Annotated in this window: 16 protein-coding genes; all 16 read left to right on the forward strand. The window is 74.2% G+C overall.

Annotated elements, in window-relative coordinates; translation table 11 throughout:
* Positions 1-145 precede the first annotated feature (145 nt).
* The 16 genes from FLM69_RS04185 to FLM69_RS04260 all read left to right on the forward strand — a co-directional run bounded on the left by FLM69_RS04185 (position 146) and on the right by FLM69_RS04260 (position 18,480).
* Positions 146-1,762 (forward strand): carboxyl transferase domain-containing protein, encoded by a 1,617-nt coding sequence (locus FLM69_RS04185; protein ID WP_141843211.1) that lies wholly within the window; start codon positions 146-148, stop codon positions 1,760-1,762.
* Positions 1,763-1,769: 7 nt separating this feature from the next.
* Positions 1,770-3,911: a biotin carboxylase N-terminal domain-containing protein gene (locus FLM69_RS04190; protein WP_141843213.1), complete on the forward strand. Its 2,142-nt coding sequence runs from the start codon at positions 1,770-1,772 to the stop codon at positions 3,909-3,911.
* A gap of 15 nt (positions 3,912-3,926) precedes the next feature.
* Positions 3,927-5,114, forward strand: a complete 1,188-nt coding sequence (locus FLM69_RS04195; RefSeq protein ID WP_141843215.1) for an acyl-CoA dehydrogenase family protein — start codon at positions 3,927-3,929, stop codon at positions 5,112-5,114.
* 1 nt (position 5,115) lies between these two features.
* Positions 5,116-5,646, forward strand: coding sequence for a MaoC family dehydratase (locus FLM69_RS04200; RefSeq protein WP_141843217.1), 531 nt, complete (start codon positions 5,116-5,118; stop codon positions 5,644-5,646).
* Positions 5,643-6,518 (forward strand): CoA ester lyase, encoded by an 876-nt coding sequence (locus FLM69_RS04205; protein WP_141843219.1) that lies wholly within the window; start codon positions 5,643-5,645, stop codon positions 6,516-6,518. Before FLM69_RS04200 ends, FLM69_RS04205 begins: the two co-directional genes overlap by 4 nt.
* 202 nt (positions 6,519-6,720) lie before the next feature.
* Positions 6,721-7,095 (forward strand): DUF485 domain-containing protein, encoded by a 375-nt coding sequence (locus FLM69_RS04210; RefSeq protein WP_041104222.1) that lies wholly within the window; start codon positions 6,721-6,723, stop codon positions 7,093-7,095.
* Positions 7,092-8,714 (forward strand): cation acetate symporter, encoded by a 1,623-nt coding sequence (locus FLM69_RS04215; protein ID WP_141843220.1) that lies wholly within the window; start codon positions 7,092-7,094, stop codon positions 8,712-8,714. Before FLM69_RS04210 ends, FLM69_RS04215 begins: the two co-directional genes overlap by 4 nt.
* 139 nt (positions 8,715-8,853) lie before the next feature.
* Positions 8,854-10,089, forward strand: coding sequence for a 1-deoxy-D-xylulose-5-phosphate reductoisomerase (gene dxr, locus FLM69_RS04220; RefSeq protein ID WP_181743484.1), 1,236 nt, complete (start codon positions 8,854-8,856; stop codon positions 10,087-10,089).
* On the forward strand, positions 10,086-11,453 hold the full coding sequence (locus FLM69_RS04225; protein WP_141843224.1) for an RIP metalloprotease: 1,368 nt from the start codon (positions 10,086-10,088) through the stop codon (positions 11,451-11,453). The genes dxr and FLM69_RS04225 overlap by 4 nt, the downstream gene beginning before the upstream one ends.
* 105 nt (positions 11,454-11,558) lie before the next feature.
* On the forward strand, positions 11,559-12,743 hold the full coding sequence (gene ispG, locus FLM69_RS04230) for a flavodoxin-dependent (E)-4-hydroxy-3-methylbut-2-enyl-diphosphate synthase (protein WP_065423801.1): 1,185 nt from the start codon (positions 11,559-11,561) through the stop codon (positions 12,741-12,743).
* On the forward strand, positions 12,718-13,650 hold the full coding sequence (locus tag FLM69_RS04235) for a GNAT family N-acetyltransferase (RefSeq protein ID WP_141843226.1): 933 nt from the start codon (positions 12,718-12,720) through the stop codon (positions 13,648-13,650). The genes ispG and FLM69_RS04235 overlap by 26 nt, the downstream gene beginning before the upstream one ends.
* A gap of 120 nt (positions 13,651-13,770) precedes the next feature.
* A complete protein-coding gene (locus tag FLM69_RS04240; RefSeq protein WP_141843228.1) occupies positions 13,771-15,597 on the forward strand; it encodes a proline--tRNA ligase in 1,827 nt (608 codons plus the stop codon).
* A 43-nt stretch (positions 15,598-15,640) separates the two neighbouring features.
* Positions 15,641-16,390: a TSUP family transporter gene (locus FLM69_RS04245; protein ID WP_181743482.1), complete on the forward strand. Its 750-nt coding sequence runs from the start codon at positions 15,641-15,643 to the stop codon at positions 16,388-16,390.
* 130 nt (positions 16,391-16,520) lie between these two features.
* Positions 16,521-17,108: a ribosome maturation factor RimP gene (gene rimP / locus FLM69_RS04250; RefSeq protein ID WP_036314068.1), complete on the forward strand. Its 588-nt coding sequence runs from the start codon at positions 16,521-16,523 to the stop codon at positions 17,106-17,108.
* A 1-nt stretch (position 17,109) separates the two neighbouring features.
* On the forward strand, positions 17,110-18,096 hold the full coding sequence (gene nusA, locus FLM69_RS04255) for a transcription termination factor NusA (protein WP_060974126.1): 987 nt from the start codon (positions 17,110-17,112) through the stop codon (positions 18,094-18,096).
* A gap of 84 nt (positions 18,097-18,180) precedes the next feature.
* Positions 18,181-18,480 (forward strand): YlxR family protein, encoded by a 300-nt coding sequence (locus FLM69_RS04260; RefSeq protein WP_235186490.1) that lies wholly within the window; start codon positions 18,181-18,183, stop codon positions 18,478-18,480.
* The last annotated feature ends 4 nt before the right edge of the window (positions 18,481-18,484 follow it).

Here is an 18,484-nt window from a genome sequence, read left to right on the forward strand (position 1 = left end):
GTGGCGGGCGACGCGGGGTCGGCGGCGGGCATGGGGTCCACTGTAGGGCGGGACGAGGCGCGTCGGGCGCCCGGTCGACGTCAGTGACGATCGTCACTACACTGAGGTTCGGTTCAGTTAGTCGTCATTCACTGAAGGGGGTCTCATGACCGCCAGCACCCCGGCCCCGCCCGCGCAGTCCGCGCCCACCGTGGCCGAGCGCAACGCGGCCGGCCACGCCCGGCTCGAGCAGGAGCTCGCCGACCTCGTCGCCCGCACGTCGCTCGGCGGGCCCGAACGCTCGCGCGAGCGCCACACCGGCCGCGGCAAGCTGCTGGTGCGGGACCGCATCGACGCGCTGCTCGACGAGGGCTCGCCCTTCCTCGAGGTCGGCGCGCTGGCCGCGCACGGCCTGTACGACGGGGACAGCCCCGCCGCCGGCGTCGTGGCGGGCATCGGCCTGGTCCACGGCCGCCTCGTGATGGTGGTCGGCAACGACGCCACCGTGAAGGGCGGCACCTACTACCCCATGACGGTGAAGAAACACCTGCGGGCCCAGGAGATCGCCCTGGAGAACCATCTGCCGTGCATCTACCTCGTGGACTCCGGCGGCGCGTTCCTGCCCCGCCAGGACGAGGTCTTCCCGGACCGCGAGCACTTCGGCCGCATCTTCCGGAACCAGGCGCTGCTCTCCTCGCTGCGCATCCCGCAGCTGGCCGCGGTGTGCGGCTCCTCCACGGCGGGCGGCGCGTACGTGCCGGCCATGTCGGACGAGACCGTGATCGTGCGCGAGCAGGGCACCATCTTCCTCGGCGGCCCCCCGCTCGTGAAGGCCGCGATCGGGGAGGACGTCTCGCCCGAGGACCTCGGCGGCGGCCGGCTGCACGCCGAGCGCTCCGGCGTCGCGGACCACCTGGCGGACGACGACCTGCACGCCATGCAGATCCTCCGGGACATCGTGGCCACCCTGCCCCCGGCCGAGGCGCCGGCCTGGGAGGTCGTCCCCGCCGCGGAGCCCGCCAAGGACCCGGCCGAACTGACCCGCGTCGTGCCCGTGGACGTGAACACCCCCTACGACGTGCGCGAGGTGATCGACCGCCTCGTGGACGGCGGCTCCGTCCACGAGTTCAAGCCCCTCCACGGCACCACCCTGGTCACCGCGTTCGCACGGATCGACGGCCACCCCGTGGGCGTCCTCGCCAACAACGGCATCCTGTTCGGAGACTCCGCCCGCAAGGGCGCGCACTTCATCGAACTGTGCGACCAGCGCGGCATCCCGCTGCTGTTCCTGCAGAACATCTCCGGCTTCATGGTGGGCCGGGACGCGGAGGCCGGCGGCATCGCGCGCGACGGCGCCAAGATGGTCACCGCCGTCGCCACCGCCCGCGTGCCCAAGCTGACCGTGGTGATCGGCGGCTCGTTCGGCGCCGGCAACTACGCGATGTGCGGCCGCGCCTACTCACCCCGCTTCCTGTGGATGTGGCCGAACGCGCGCATCTCCGTGATGGGCGGCCCGCAGGCCTCCTCCGTGCTCACGCAGATCAAGCAGGACCAGCGGAACGCCGCGGGGGAGGAGCCGATGTCCCCCGAGGAGGTCGAGGCCTTCCAGGCGCCGGTCCGCCGGCAGTACGAGGACCAGGGCAGCCCCCTGTACTCCACCGCCCGCCTCTGGGACGACGGTGTGATCACCCCCGGCCAGACCCGCCGGGTGCTCTCCCTGGCCCTCGACGTCATCTCCCGTTCCCCGTTGCCGGACTCCCGGTTCGGCCTGTTCCGCATGTGAGGCACCCGTGACCGAGAACCACGCCCAGGGGACGCCCCTGTTCGAGACCGTGCTGGTGGCCAACCGCGGCGAGATCGCCGTGCGCGTCATCCGCACCCTTCGCCGCCTCGGCATCCGCTCGGTGGCCGTGTACTCCGACGCCGACGCCGACGCGCGGCACGTCCGCGAGGCGGACACGGCGGTCCGCCTCGGCCCGGCCCCGGCTCGCGAGTCGTACCTGGACATCGACGCCGTCGTCGACGCCGCGCGCCGCACCGGCGCGCAGGCCGTGCACCCCGGCTACGGCTTCCTGTCCGAGAACGCCGACTTCGCCCGCGCACTGGACGCGGCAGGCATCGTGTTCGTGGGCCCTCCCGTGGGTTCGCTCGACGCGATGGCGGACAAGATCCGCGCGAAGGAGACCGTGGCCGCGTACGACGTGCCGGTGGTGCCCGGCATCCAGGACCCCACGCTCACCGACGAGCAGATCACGGCCGAGGCCGAGCGCGTCGGCTTCCCGCTGCTGATCAAGCCCTCCGCGGGCGGCGGCGGCAAGGGCATGGTGGCCGTGCGCGCCGCCGAGGAGCTGCCCGGCGCCCTCGCCTCGGCCCGGCGCACGGCGCGCTCGGCGTTCGGCGACGACACGCTGCTGCTCGAGCGGCTCATCACCGCGCCCCGGCACATCGAGGTGCAGGTGTTCGCGGACGCCCACGGCGCCACCGTGCACCTGGGTGAGCGCGAGTGCTCCCTGCAGCGCCGCCACCAGAAGGTGATCGAGGAGGCCCCCGCGCCCCTGCTGACCGGGCTGGCGCACGGGGCCGAGCTCCGCGAGCGCCTGGGCCGGGCCGCCGTGGACGCGGCCGTGTCCGTGGGCTACCGCGGTGCCGGCACCGTCGAGTTCCTCGTCTCGGACGAGAACCCGGACGAGTTCTTCTTCATGGAGATGAACACCCGCCTGCAGGTGGAGCACCCGGTCTCCGAGGAGGTCGTCCGGGTGCGCGGGCAGCGCCTGGACTTCGTGGAGCTGCAGCTGCGCATCGCCGCGGGGGAGCCGCTCGGCTTCGCCCAGGAGGACGTGACCCTCGACGGCGCCGCCGTCGAGGCCCGCGTCTACGCGGAGGACCCCGCGAACGGCTTCCTGCCCTCCACCGGGCCCGTGCTGCGCTGGCGCGAGCCCGCCGGTGAGGGCGTCCGCGTCGACACCCTCCTGCTGCCCTCCCGGCCGTCCGAGGAGCGCGCGTTCGGCTCCGGGCCGCAGGCGCGGCCCGCCACCGCCGTCGGCGCCGTGGACCCCGTGGACGTCGACGGCGCTCAGCCCGAGATCACCGGCTTCTACGACCCGATGATCGCCAAGCTCATCACCCGCGGCGCCGACCGCGCCGAGGCCCTCGACCGGCTCGACGCCGCGCTCGCGGACACCGTGCTGTTCGGCGTCCGCTCCAACCTGGGCTGGCTGCGCGAGCTCGCGGCCCGCACGGATGTGCGGGCCGGCCGGCTCACCACCGAGCTGATCGACGGCCTCGAGGCGTGGACCGCCCCCGCGCTGCCCGAGGACCTCGCCGCCCTCGCGGCCGAGGCCCTGGCCGACGTGTCCGAGGACGCGGCCGCCGCCGAGCAGCGCGCGGCCGGCACCGCGTGGGCCCGGGCGGACGGCTGGCGCGGCGCGGGCGCCCCGCAGCCCGGGATGCGCGTGCGGGTCGGGGACGAGGACCGCATCCTCACCGCCCCCGCCGCCGACGCCGAGGTGGACGAGGACGCCGGAGCCCTGGCGGGCGTCAACCTCCTGGCCGGTGACCCGCGGGACCCACGCTCAGCGTGGCTGCACCGCGACGGCGCCGCGTGGCAGGTCCGCCGCCTCACCCGGGCCGAGGTGGTCGAGGCTGCCCGCGCGGCCGCGGCCGCGCGCCGTGCCCCGGCCGGCGCAGCGTCGCCCGAGGCACGCACGCCCATGCCGGGCACCGTCGTCGCCGTGTCCGTGGCCACCGGCGACACCGTGGCCGCGGGCCAGGAGCTGGCGGTGGTCGAGGCCATGAAGATGGAGCACCCCGTCACGGCCGCCGTCGCCGGCGTCGTGACCGTCCACGTCGCCGAGGGCGACGCCGTGGCCGCGCAGGCGTTGATCGCCGTCGTCGAGCCCACCGAGCACGCAGCACCCACAGAGAACGTCTGAGAACAGGAGAGGACCATGAGCACCAAGCACCGCACCCTGCCCGCCCTCGAGGAGGACTACCAGGTCCTCTCCGACACCGTCCGCGAGTTCGCCGACGAGGTCGTGGCCCCGGTCTCCGCCGAGCTGGACGCCCAGCACGAGTTCCCGTACGAGATCGTGGCCCAGATGGGCGAGATGGGCCTGTTCGGCCTCCCGTTCCCCGAGGAGTACGGCGGCATGGGCGGCGACTACTTCGCCCTGGCCCTGGCCCTCGAGCAGCTCGGCCGCGTCAACCAGTCCGTGGCCATCACCCTCGAGGCCGGCGTCTCCCTGGGCGCCATGCCGCTGCTGAAGTTCGGCACCGAGGAGCAGAAGCAGCGCTGGCTGCCGGACCTCGTGGCCGGCACGCACCTGGCCGGCTTCGGCCTCACCGAGCCGGGCGCGGGCTCCGACGCCGCCGGCACCCAGACCACCGCCGCGCTCGAGGACGGACAGTGGCGCATCAACGGCGCCAAGGAGTTCATCACCAACTCCGGCACGGACATCACCTCGCTCGTCACCGTCACCGCCGTGACCGGCACGGTGGAGGGCAGGACCGGCCACGACGGCCGCCCCGCCAAGGAGATCTCCACGATCCTCGTGCCCGCCGGCACCGAGGGCTTCTCCGTGGCCAAGGCCTACGACAAGGTCGGCTGGAACTCCTCGGACACCCACGCCCTGCACTTCACGGACGCGCGCGTGCCGGAGGAGAACCTGCTGGGCGCCCGCGGCCGCGGCTTCGCCCACTTCCTCGAGATCCTGGACGAGGGCCGCATCGCCATCGCGGCCCTGGCCACCGGAGCGGCCCAGGGCTGCGTGGACGAGTCGGTCGCCTACGCCAAGCAGCGGACCTCGTTCGGCCAGAAGATCGGGCAGTTCCAGGCCGTGTCCTTCAAGATCGCCCGCATGCAGGCCCGCGCGCACGCCGCCCGCCTGGCCTACTACGAGGCCGCCCAGAAGATGCTGGCCGGCAAGCCGTTCAAGACCGAGGCCGCCATGGCCAAGCTGATTGCCGGCGAGGCCGCCATGGACAACGCCCGGGACGCCACCCAGGTGTTCGGCGGCTACGGCTTCATGAACGAGACCCTCGTGGCCCGTCACTACCGCGACTCCAAGATCCTCGAGGTCGGCGAGGGCACCACCGAGGTGCAGCTCATGCTGATCGCCCGCGAGCTGGGCCTCTGACGTGACGGAGCGCGTCGAGATCGAGCAGCGGGGCCGCTACGCGGACGAGCTGGCGGTCGGTCAGGTCTACCTGCACCGGCCCGGCCGCACGCTCACCGAGGCGGACAACGTCCTGTTCACCACCCTCACCATGAACCCGCAGGCCCTGCACCTGGACCACGCGTACGCGGCGGCCCAGCCGTTCGGCCGGCCACTGGTCAACTCGATGCTGACGCTGTCCACCCTGGTGGGCCTCGCCGTCGGGCAGACCACGCAGGGCACGCTCGTGGCCCAGCTCGGCCTGGGGGAGATCGCGTTCCCGAAGCCGGTCTTCCACGGGGACACGCTCTACGGGCGCTCCGAGGTCACCGCGATCCGCGAGTCCTCCTCGCGGCCGGGGCAGCGGATCGTCACGTTCGCGATGACGGGGGAGAACCAGCACGGCGACGTCGTCGTCCGCGCCCAGCGCACCTGCCTGATGTGGACCGCGCGGGCACACGCGGAGGCCAAGGCGAAGGCCGCCGACGCCGCAGGCACGGGGGAGCGGGCATGAGCGCGCTGACCCTCGGACCGGCCGTCATGTTCACCCCGGCGGACCGCCCCGAGCGGTACGCCACGGCGCTCGAGCGCGCGGACGCGGTGATCCTCGACCTCGAGGACGCCGTCACCCCGGAGGCCCGGCCCGCCGCGCGCGACGCCGTCGCGGCGGCCTGGGCGGGGCGGGCCTGCGGGGTCGACGGCGGCCCGCTGGACGGGGACCGCGTGGTGGTCCGCGTGAACCCCGCGGGCACCGCGGACCACGACGCCGACCTGGCCATGCTCGCCGGGACGGGCTGGCGCACGCTCATGCTCGCCAAGGCCGAGTCCGCCGCGCAGGTGGACGGGGTCGTCGCCGCCCTCGGACCGCAGACCCGCGTCGTCGCCCTGTGCGAGACCGCGGCCGGGATCCTCGCCGCCGCCGAACTGGCCGCCCACCCGCACGTGGGTGCGCTGATGTGGGGCGCCGAGGACCTCGTGGCGTCGATGGGCGGCAGCTCCTCCCGCACCCCCGGGGGCGCCTACCGCTCCGTGGTCCAGCACGCCCGCGCGACGGTGCTGCTGGCGGCGGCCGCGCACGGGGTGGCCGCGTGGGACGCCGTCCATCTGGACCTCGTCGACGAGGCCGGGCTGGCCGCCGAGGCCGAGGACGCCGTCGCCCTGGGCTGCACCGCGACCGTGTGCCTGCACCCGCGCCAGGTGCCCGTCGTGCGCTCCGCCTACACGCCCGCCCCGGAGGCCGTCGAGCGCGCCCGGCGCGTCCTCGCCGCGGCCGAGGGGCGGCACGGGGCCTTCGAACTGGACGGGGCGATGGTCGACGAGGTGGTCCTCGCCCAGGCTCGCGCGCTCCTGCGCCGCGCGGACACGCCCCGGCCGGGCAGCGCCTGACCGGCTCCTGGGCGGCTCCACGCCCCGGCGGCCCCGTGCCGTCGGGGCGCGTCCGCGTCCGCACGGCTGCGCCCCGGGGCTGTCACACGGGCGCACGGCCCCGGGGCGCGCTTGACGGCGCACCCCTCCGCCCGCCAGAGTGTGGTTGTCATCACAGTGATCTGTCTCACACTGATCCGTCCTACGCACCCCCGGAGGGCCCATGTCATCCAGCGAGCCCACGGCGCCGGTCCCCACGGCCGCGCAGTTCCGCGCCGCGCAGCAGTCCGAGGAGTTCATCGAGCTCCGGCGCACCCACCGATCCTTCGCCTTCCCCATGACCGTGGCGTTCTTCGTCTGGTACCTGGTGTTCGTGATCGTCGGCGCGTTCTTCCCCGAGTTCATGGCGATCCGCCTCGGCGGCAACATCACCCTCGGCCTGATCCTCGGCCTGCTCCAGTTCGTCACCACGTTCCTGATCACCTTCGCCTACGTCCGTTTCTCCAACCGGACCCTGGACCCCCGCGCCACCGCGCTGCGTGAGCGCCTCGAGCGCGAGGCCGCCGGCGCCCACGAGAACCCCGAGGCCACGCGATGAGCGCGCTCACCCCCCTGCTCCAGGCCGCCCCGCAGACGGTCGGCAACCCCGCCGTGAACATCGGCATCTTCGTCGCCTTCGTGGTGGTCACCCTCGTGATCGTGATCCGCGCGTCCAAGACGAACGCGTCCTCGGCCGACTACTACGCCGGCGGCCGCGGCTTCTCCGGCACCCAGAACGGCACGGCCATCGCGGGTGACTACCTCTCCGCGGCCTCGTTCCTGGGCATCGTGGGCGCGATCGCCCTCTACGGCTACGACGGCTTCCTCTACTCGATCGGCTTCCTCGTGGCGTGGCTCGTGGCCCTGCTGCTGGTGGCCGAGCTGCTGCGCAACACCGGCAAGTTCACCATGGCGGACGTGCTGTCCTTCCGCCTGCAGCAGCGTCCCGTGCGCATCGCCGCCGCCTTCGGCACCATGGCCGTCTGCCTCTTCTACCTCCTGGCCCAGATGGCCGGCGCCGGCGGCCTGGTGTCCCTGCTGCTGAACATCAACGACCGGGCCGGCCAGGCCCTCGTGATCGTGATCGTGGGCGTGCTGATGATCGTCTACGTGCTGATCGGCGGCATGAAGGGCACCACCTACGTGCAGATCATCAAGGCGATCCTGCTGATCGCCGGCGCGGGGATCATGACCGTGTGGTCGCTGGCCCTGTTCGGCTTCGACTTCAACGCCCTGCTGGGGGCCGCCGTCGAGATGAACCCGAAGGGCGAGGCGATCCTCGAGCCGGGCCTGCAGTACGGCGCCAGCGCCCTGACCCGCCTCGACTTCGTGTCCCTGGGCATCGCGCTCGTGCTCGGCACCGCCGGCCTGCCGCACGTGCTCATGCGGTTCTACACGGTGCCCACCGCCAAGGAGGCGCGCAAGTCCGTGGTGTGGGCCATCGTCCTCATCGGCGCGTTCTACCTGTTCACCCTCGTGCTGGGCTACGGTGCCGGCGCGCTGATCGGCCCCGAGCGCATCACGGCCGCGCCCGGCGGGCAGAACTCCGCGGCCCCGCTGCTGGCGTTCGAGCTCGGCGGCTCCATCCTGCTGGGCCTGATCTCGGCGGTCGCGTTCGCCACCATCCTCGCGGTGGTCGCGGGCCTGGCCATCACGGCGGCGGCGTCCTTCGCCCACGACGTGTACGGCTCCGTGATCGCCAAGCACCCGCTCACCCCGCAGGAGGAGGTGCGGATCGGCAAGATCACCGTGGTGGTGATCGGCGTCCTGGCGATCGTCGGCGGCATCGCCGCCCAGGGCCAGAACGTGGCGTTCCTCGTGGCGCTCGCCTTCGCGGTGGCGGCCTCGGCGAACCTGCCGACCATCCTCTACTCCCTGTTCTGGCGGCGCTTCACCACCCGCGGCGCGGTGTGGTCGATGTACGGCGGACTGCTCTCCGCGATCATCCTGATCGTCCTGTCCCCGGTGATGTCCGGGACGCCGACCTCGATGATCCCGGGCGCGGACTTCGCGGTGTTCCCGCTGAAGAACCCGGGCATCGTCTCCATCCCGCTGGCCTTCTTCCTCGGCTGGCTCGGCTCGGTGACCTCGTCGCGCGCCGAGGACCCCGACAAGCAGGCCGAGATGGAGGTCCGCTCCCTCACCGGCATCGGCGCCGAGAAGCCGGTGCAGCACTGATCCGCGGCTGACCCGGTCCCACGGGGGTCGGCGGGGCGGGATGTCGCGGCGCGGCGTCCGTCCGGTCGGCCCCCCGTCCGTGTCCAGGCCCGGCTGGCATCATGGCGGGGTGACGCACGGATCCCTCACCGACTACACGCTGCCCGCCCCCGCCCCGGCGGACGACGACGGCGCCCCGCGCGCCGTCGCCCTGATCGGCTCCACGGGCTCGATCGGCACCCAGGGCCTCGACGTGATCGCCCAGGACCCCGCCCGGCTCCGGGCCGTCGCGCTCGCGGGCGGGGCGAACACGACCCTGCTGGCCGAGCAGGCCGTGCGCTTCGAGGTCGAGGCGGTGGGCTCCGCCGCGGCGGGGGAGGAGGAGCTGCGCGCCGCCCTCGCCGACGCCGCCGCCCGCCTCGGGCGCCCGGCCCCCCGACCCGTGCTGTTCACCGGGCCACGCGCCGCCGAGCAGATCGCGGCGTGGCCCGGCGCCGACACCGTGCTCAACGGGATCACGGGCTCGATCGGCCTGCGGCCCACCCTCGCCGCGCTGCACGCCGGCCACCGCCTGGCCCTGGCCAACAAGGAGTCGCTCATCGTCGGCGGGGCCCTCGTGAAGGCGGCCGCGGCGCCGGGCCAGCTCGTGCCGGTGGACTCCGAGCACTCCGCGCTCGCGCAGGCGCTGCGCGGGGGCACGGCGGACGAGGTCCGCCGCCTCGTGCTCACGGCCTCGGGCGGGCCGTTCCGCGGCCTGGACCGCGCCGCCCTGCACGCCGTCACGCCCGCCCAGGCCCTCGCCCACCCCACGTGGGACATGGGCCGCGTCGTCACCACCAACTCCGCCTCCCTCGTGAACAAGGCCCTCGAGGTGATCGAGGCCCACCTGCTGTTCGACGTGCCCCTGGACCGGATCGACGTCGTGGTCCACCCGCAGTCCGTGGTGCACTCGATGGTCGAGTTCGTCGACGGGTCCACGCTCGCCCAGGCCTCCCCGCCGGACATGCGCCTGCCCATCGCCCTCGGGCTGTGCTGGCCGCGCCGGCTCCCGGGCGCGGCCCCGGCCTGCGACTGGACGCGGGCGGCCACCTGGACCTTCGAACCCCTCGACGAGGAGGCCTTCCCCGCCGTGCGGGCCGCGAAGGAGGCGGCGGCCGCCTCGCCCACCCACATGGCCGTGTTCAACGCCGCCAACGAGGAGGCGGTGGACGCCTTCCACGCCGGCGCCCTGCCCTTCGACGGGATCGTGGACACGGTCCGCGCCGTCGTCGCCGACTACGCCCCCGAGCACGTGCTCGCCGCGGCCGGCCACGACCCCGCGCCCGCCGCGCTCACCGTGGACGCCGTGCTCGCCGCCGAGGCCTGGGCGCGCCGTGCGGCGCGGGCCCGCTGGTGACCGTCGTGGAGATCCTCTGGTACGTCGCGGGCGTCCTCGCGGTCGCACTGGGCCTGGCGGTCTCGATCGCCCTGCACGAGGTCGGCCACCTCGTCCCGGCCAAGCTCTTCGGCGTGCGCGTCACGCAGTACATGATCGGCTTCGGCCCGACGCTCGTCTCGTGGCGCCGCGGCGAGACGGAGTACGGGTTCAAGGCCGTCCCGCTGGGCGGCTACGTCGCGATGATCGGGATGCTGCCCCCGCCGCGGCCCGGGCAGACGCCCCGCACGGCGTCCACGGGCTTCGTCCAGCAGCTGGGCCGCATGGCCGACGACGCGCGAGCCCAGGCCGCCGAGGAGGTCCGCCCCGGCGACGAGCACCGCCGCTTCCTCGCCCTGCCGGTGTGGAAGCGCGTGGTGATCATGCTCGGCGGGCCGTTCATGAACCTGCTCATCGCGCTGGGCGTCACCGCCCTGCTGGTCACGACGGTGGGCACCTCGCAGCCGAGCACCACCGTCGCCGAGGTCTACCGGTGCGTGGTCACGACGCAGGAGCAGCAGGCTCGCGCCGCCTCGGGCGGGACCGAGGACTGCCGCCCGGGCGATCCCGCCGGGCCCGCCCACGAGGCGGGACTGCGCCCCGGGGACACCGTGCTCGCCTTCGACGGGCGGCCGGTCTCCGACTGGGATGCCCTCTCCGCCGCGATCCGGGACCGCGCCGGACAGCCCACCCGGATCGAGTGGGAGCGCGACGGCGAGCGGATGAGCGCCACCCTGACCCCGCGCCTGACGGAACGGCCCGTGACGGACGCGCTGGGCCGGCCCGAGCGGGCCCCGGACGGGACCGTCGCGACCCACGAGGTCGGGTTCATCGGCATGGGCGCGCAGCTCGAGACGGTCCGCGGCACCCCGCTCGACGCCGGCCCGCTCGTGGCCCAGCAGGTGCGGGGCGTCGTCGACGTCGTCCTCGTGCTGCCGCAGCGGCTGTGGGACACCGCCGTCGCCGTGGTGACCCCGGCCGAGCGCGACCCGGACGGCCCGATGTCTGTGGTGGGGGTCGGCCGGATCGCCGGGGAGGCGGCGGCCCTCGAGGAGGCCACGCTGACGGACAAGGCCGCCCTGCTGCTGTCCCTGCTCGCGGGCGTGAACGTGGCGCTCATGGTGTTCAACCTCATCCCGCTGCTCCCGCTCGACGGCGGCCACGTGGCCGGCGCCCTGTGGGAGGCGGTGCGCCGCGGCTGGGCCCGGATCACGGGCCGCCCCGACCCGGGGCCGTTCGACCTGGCCCGCATGCTGCCGCTGACCTACGCGGTGGGTGGGGCGATGCTGCTCATGGGCGTCCTCCTGATCGTGGCGGACATCGTGGAGCCGGTCCGGCTGTTCTGAGCCCGGCCCGTTCGCCGTGGGCGGTCGCCCCGCGCCCCGGGGCGCCCGCGCGCCTAGGATGGACCGGAGAACCCGGCGGCCCCGCGCCGTCGACCCCGAGAACCCATGAGGAGCGCCCCCGTGCCCGTCAGCCTTGGAATGCCGTCCGCCCCGCCGCCCGTGCTGGCCCCGCGCCGCACCACCCGGCAGATCCGGGTGGGCTCGGTGGGCGTCGGCTCGCAGCACCCCGTCTCGGTGCAGTCGATGACCACCACCAAGACGCACGACATCGGTGCGACCCTGCAGCAGATCGCCGAGCTCACGGCCGCCGGCTGCGACATCGTCCGCGTGGCCTGCCCCACGGACAAGGACGCCGAGGCCCTCAAGGTCATCGCCCAGCAGTCCACCATCCCCGTGATCGCGGACATCCACTTCCAGCCGAAGTACGTGTTCGCGGCGATCGAGGCCGGCTGCGGCGCCGTGCGCGTGAACCCGGGCAACATCAAGAAGTTCGACGACAAGGTCAAGGAGATCGCGCAGGCCGCCTCGGACCACGGCACCTCCCTCCGCATCGGCGTCAACGCCGGCTCCCTGGACCCGCGCCTGCTGCAGAAGTACGGCAAGGCCACCCCGGAGGCCCTCGTCGAGTCCGCCGTCTGGGAGGCCTCCCTCTTCGAGGAGCACGGCTTCAAGGACTTCAAGATCTCCGTCAAGCACAACGACCCGGTGATCATGGCCCGCGCCTACGAGCTGCTCGCCGAGCAGGGTGACTGGCCGCTGCACCTCGGGGTCACCGAGGCCGGCCCGGCCTTCCAGGGCACCATCAAGTCCGCCACCGCCTTCGGCTACCTACTCGGCCAGGGCATCGGCGACACCATCCGCGTCTCCCTCTCCGCGCCGCCGGTCGAGGAGGTCAAGGTGGGCCTGCAGATCCTGCAGTCCCTGAACCTGCGTGAGCGCAAGCTCGAGATCGTCTCCTGCCCCTCGTGCGGCCGCGCCCAGGTGGACGTGTACACGCTGGCCGAGCAGGTCACCGAGGGCCTCCAGGACCTCGAGGTCCCGCTGCGGGTGGCCGTCATGGGCTGCGTCGTCAACGGGCCGGGCGAGGCCCGCGAAGCCGACCTCGGCGTCGCCTCCGGCAACGGCAAGGGCCAGATCTTCGTCAAGGGCGAGGTCATCCGCACCGTGCCCGAGGACCAGATCGTGGAGACCCTCATCGAGGAGGCCAACCGGATCGCCGGCGAGATGGACCTGGGGGAGGACGGCGGTGACCAGGCTGCCGCCGGTGCCCCGGTGGTCTCCGTCCACTGACCGGGAGGTCCGGGCCGCCACGGCTGACCGCGTCCGCCTGCTGACCGACGCGGACACCGCCGCGCTCGCGGCCCTGTCCGCCCGTGCCCCCGTGTCCAACGTGTTCGTGGACTCCCTGCTCGAGGCGGGCCGCCTGGCCGGCCCGCGCGGGGGAGCGGCGGGCACCCTGTTCCTCGGGATCGACGACGACGCCCCGGGCGCCGGGGGGCTGCGCGCGGCCGTCTGGATCGGCTCGAACGTGGTGCCGGTCGCCGCGTCCGAGGCCCCGGACGCGGGCTGGGCGCCGGGCGACGCGGAGGCGCTCGGCGCGGCGGCCGCCGCGCTGCGCCGCCGGTACGGGTCGATCTACGGCCCGGCCGGTCCCGTGCTGGCCGCCGGTCAGGCCCTCGCCGCCGCGGGCCACCGGTCCCGGTCCGTGCGCCCCGACCAGCCGCTGCTCGTGCTGGGCACGGCCGGGGGGATCGACCCGAACCCGTCCGTGGTGCAGGCGCAGCCACGCGACTTCGCGCGCGTCCTGCCGGCCAGCGCGGCGATGTTCGAGGAGGAGCTCGGCTTCTCCCCGTTCACCGGCGGCGCGGCCCAGTACCGGGACCGCGTCGAGCGGCTGATCCACGCCGGGCGCGTCTTCATCGACCCGGGCCCGCGCGACGCGGGCGGCCCGCTGCGCTTCAAGGCGGACATCGGGCTGCTCTCCTCCCGGTGCGCCCAGATCCAGGGCGTGTGGATGGCCCCCGCCGCGCGCGGCCGAGGGCTGGCGGCGTCGGCGATGGCCGCCGTCGTGGACTACGTGCGCCTCCAGGCGCCCGTGGTCAGCCTCTACGTCAACGCGTACAACACCCCCGCGCTGCGCGCGTACGAGCGCGTGGGGTTCGAGCGGCGCGGCACGTTCGCGACCGTCCTGTACTGACCCGGCGGACCCTGCGCGGGCGATAGGATCGGCGGTCAGGACGCCGGGCACCCCGTGTCGGCGTCGTCCCGTCCCGCGCGCCGCCCCCGACCGCGCGAGCCCGTCCGAGGAGGCCCCGTCATGCCCCTGCGCATGTCCACCCTGTTCCTGCGCACCCTGCGCGACGACCCGGCGGAGGCCGAGGTGGCGAGCCACAGGCTCCTCGTCCGTGCCGGCTACATCCGTCGCGCGGCCCCGGGCATCTACTCGTGGCTGCCGCTGGGCCTGAAGGTGCTGGCCAAGGTGGAGCGGATCGTGCGCGAGGAGATGGACGCGATCGGCGCCCAGGAGGTGCACTTCCCGGCGCTGCTGCCGCGGGAGCCCTACGAGGCCACGGGGCGCTGGGACGAGTATGGCGACGGGCTGTTCCGCCTGCAGGACCGCCGGGGCAACGACTACCTCCTGGCCCCCACGCACGAGGAGATGTTCACGCTCCTGGTGAAGGACCTGTACTCCTCGTACAAGGACCTGCCCGCGTACCTGTACCAGATCCAGACCAAGTACCGGGACGAGGCCCGCCCGCGCGCCGGCCTGCTGCGCGGGCGCGAGTTCATCATGAAGGACTCCTACTCCTTCACGGTGGACGACGCCGGCCTGGACGCCGCGTACGAGGCCCACCGGGCCGCCTACCTGCGGATCTTCGACCGCCTCGGCCTCGAGGTCGTGCCGGTGCGGGCCACCTCCGGTGCGATGGGCGGCTCCCGCTCCGAGGAGTTCCTGCACCCCACCGAGGTGGGCGAGGACACCTTCGTCGAGTCCGACGGCGGCTACCGCGCCAACGTCGAGGCCGTCACCACGGTGGCCCCCGCCCCGCTGGACGAGCCGGCCATGGCGGCCCTGCCCGCCGCCGAGGTCAAGGACACCCCGGTCTCCACCACCATCGCCGCGCTCGTGGACGTCGCCAACCGGCTGGCCCCGCGCGAGGGCGAGCCGTGGACCGCCGCGGACACGCTCAAGTGCGTCGTGGTCACCGCGGTGGTGGACGGCGGCGAGCGCCGCCCGTTCGTCGTGGGCGTGCCCGGCGACCGTGAGGTGGACCTCAAGCGTCTCGAGGCCTCCGTGGGCCCGGCGCTCGGCGTGGTCGGCGAGCCCACGCTCGAGGCCGCGACCGCCGCGGACCTGGCCGCGCACCCCGCCCTGGTCAAGGGCTACATCGGCCCCGCGGCGGCCGACGCGGTCGAGGGCACCCCGGTCCTCGGCGCGGAGGGCTCCGTCTCGGGCCTACCCTTCTTCGTGGACCCGCGCATCGCCCCCGGCACCGCGTGGATCACCGGCGCGAACGCGGACCAGCGCCACGTGTTCGGCCTCGTGGCCGGCCGCGACTTCATGTGGGACGGCGTGCTCGAGGCCACCGCGGTGCGCGAGGGCGACCAGGCCCCGGACGGCTCCGGCCCGCTGCACACCCGCCGCGGCATGGAGATGGGCCATATCTTCCAGCTCGGCCGCAAGTACGCCGAGGCCCTCGACCTGAAGGTCCTCGACGTCCACGGCAAGCAGGTCGTGGTGACCATGGGCTCCTACGGCATCGGCATCACGCGCGCCGTCGCCGCGATCGCCGAGCGCTACCACGACGACAAGGGCCTGGCGTGGCCGCGCGCGGTGGCCCCGGCGGACGTGCACGTCGTCGTCGCCACGAAGGGCGAGGACGGCCTCGCCGCCGCCGAGACCCTCGCCGCGGGCCTCGAGGCCGAGGGCGTGACCGTGCTCGTGGACGACCGTCCGAAGGTCAGCCCCGGCGTGAAGTTCAAGGACGCCGAGCTCATCGGCGTGCCCACCACCGTGGTGATCGGCCGCGGCCTGGCGGACGGCGAGCTCGAGCTCAAGGACCGTGCCACCGGCGAGGCGCGCCCCGTGCCCGTGGACGGGGCCGTCGCGGCGGTGCTCGCGGAGGTGCGCGACGGGCGCTGAGTGGTTCGGCGCCGTCGAGCTGACCGCCGGGCTGCTCGTCCTCGTGCTCGCCGCGGGCTTCGTGGCGGGCTGGATCGACGCCGTCGTGGGCGGGGGCGGGCTCCTGCAGCTGCCGGCCCTGCTGCTCGTGCCCGGGCTGAGCCCGATCCAGGCCCTGGCCACCAACAAGCTCGGCTCGGTGTTCGGCACGGCGACGTCGGCGCTCACCTACCGGCGGCGCCTGCGGCAGGACCTGTCCACGGCACTGCCGATGGCCGCCGTCGCCTTCGCGGCGGCCCTGGGCGGGGCCGTGGTCGCCGCGCATCTGCCGGCCGGCGTGATCCGGCCCGTGATCCTGGTGGCGCTGATCGCCGTCGCCGTGTTCACGGCCGTGCGCCCGGGCCTCGGACAGGTCGCCGGCGTGGGACCGCGGCGGAGCACCGCGCTGGCCCGGGCCGTGGCGCTCGGCGCGGCGGTGGGCTTCTACGACGGCGTCCTCGGCCCCGGCACGGGCACGTTCCTCATCCTGGGGCTGGTGCTGCTGCTCAAGTTCGACTTCCTGCACGCCTCGGCACAGGCGAAGGTGGTCAACCTCGCGACCAACCTCGGCGCGCTCGCGTACTTCGTGCCCTCGGGGCACGCGGTGCTGGGCCTGGGGCTGCTGCTCGGCGCGGCCAACCTCGTGGGCGGCTACGTGGGGGCCCGCATGGCGATCGCCCGCGGCACCGGCTTCATCCGCGTGGTGTACCTCATGGTGGTGGCCGCGCTCATCGTCAAGGTCGGCGCGGACACCCTCGCCCCGCTGCTGCGCTGAGCCCGCCCCGTCCGACCCGGTCGGGAGCACTCGGCCCCGCCGTGGGCCGCCGGTAGGCTCGGCCCCGGATCCCGACCCCGGCGCCCGCCCGCGTGGCGCGGCGGCCCTGACCCGACGAGTGAGGCACCCCATGGACAGCACCGACCGCCGCGACGACCTCGCCGAGCTGCGCACCCGCGTCGAGGAGGCCCTGGCGGCCGACGACGTGGTGGTGGAGCAGGTGCGCGCCACGGGCACCGCCGAGCACCGCACCGTCGAGGTGGTCCTCGACCGCGCCTCGGGCACCCAGGGCCTGAGCCTGGACGACGTCGCCCGCCTCTCCGGCCGGGTCTCCGCCGCCCTCGACGCCCTGGGCGACCACGTGCCCGGCGTCGGTGCGGGGGAGTACCTGCTGGAGGTCACCACCGCGGGCGTGGACCGCCCGCTCACCGAGCCCCGCCACTTCGCCCGCAACGTCGGCCGTCTCGTCGAGGTCTCGGTCGACGGCGCCGCGCCCGTGACCGCCCGCCTGAAGGACGTGACGGACGACGACGTCGAGCTGGCCGTGGTGCGCCCGCCCGCGAAGAAGGGCATGAAGGCCAAGGAGCTGCCCGCCGAGCGGGTCGCCCTCGACCGTCTCGGTCCGGCGATCGTGCAGGTAGAGTGGAGCCCCGCTCAGCAGGCCGGCGACGCCGACGCCGCCGCGGGCGAGGACACGGCCGAGCACACGGAGGCATGAGTTGGACATCGACATGAGCGCGCTGCGCATGCTGGAGGCGGAGCGGGAGATCCCGATGGACCGCCTCATCCCCACCATCGAGCAGGCCCTGCTCATGGCGTACCACCGCACCCCGGGGGCCCTGAAGCGCGCCCGCGTGGAGATCGACCGCGCGACCGGCCACGTCACCGTGTGGGCCACGGAGCTGGACGAGGACGACACGCCCATCGGCGAGTTCGACGACACCCCGAACGGCTTCGGCCGGGTGGCCGCCTCCACGGCGCGCCAGGTGATGATCCAGCGCATGCGCGAGGAGGACGACGACAAGGTCCTCGGCGAGTTCAAGGACAAGGAGGGCGAGCTCGTCTCCGGCGTCATCCAGCAGGGCCTGAACCGCCACATGGTCCAGGTGAACCTCGGCACCCTCGAGGCCGTCCTCCCGCCGCCCGAGCAGGTGCCCGGCGAGGACTACGCCCACGGCCGCCGGATCCGCGCCTACGTGGTCTCCGCGACGCGCGGCGCCAAGGGCCCGTCCGTCACGGTGTCCCGCTCGCACCCCGGCCTCGTGCGCAAGCTCTTCGAGCTCGAGGTCCCGGAGATCGCGGACGGCTCGGTCGAGATCACGGCCCTGGCCCGCGAGGCCGGCCACCGCACCAAGATGGCCGTGCGCGCCACCCGCCCCGGGGTGAACGCCAAGGGCGCCTCCATCGGGGAGATGGGCAGCCGCGTGCGCGCCGTCATGACGGAGCTCAACGACGAGAAGATCGACATCGTCGACCACGTGGACGACCCCGCCGCGATGATCGCCAACGCCCTCTCGCCCGCCACGACCGTCTCGGTGGAGATCCTCGACGCGGACCAGCACTCGGCCCGCGCCGTGGTCCCGCAGTACCAGCTGTCCCTGGCCATCGGCAAGGAGGGCCAGAACGCCCGCCTCGCGGCCAAGCTCACGGGCTGGCGGATCGACATCGTCGGCGACGGGGTCACCACCTCCGCCCCGGGACGCTGACCGTCCCCGGGAACAGATCCGGGCCCGGACGCGCTAGGATGGATGAGGTCCTTTCTCGATCCGACGCCCGTGAGGGGTGAACGCATGACGTCTCGGACGGTCGTGCGCACCTGCATCGGATGCCGATCGAGGGCGGACCGGCAAGAGCTGGTGCGCGTCGCCCTGGACTCCTCGACGGAACCCCCATCCGTCGTCTGGGACCCGGAACGACGCCGTCCCGGCCGGGGTGCATGGCTGCACCCCGGCGAGGACTGCCTCCACCTCGCCCTGCGCCGCCGCGCGTTCGGGCGGGCCTTCCGGTCCGCCGTCGACGCCGACGCGCTGGGCCGCACTGCGGAGGCACCGGCTGACAGACCGACAGATGAAGGCGGGTCAGAGATCTGATGCG

The organism is Micrococcus sp. R8502A1 (genome assembly GCF_006704135.1).
GTDB classification, from domain to species: Bacteria; Actinomycetota; Actinomycetes; order Actinomycetales; family Micrococcaceae; genus Micrococcus; species Micrococcus luteus.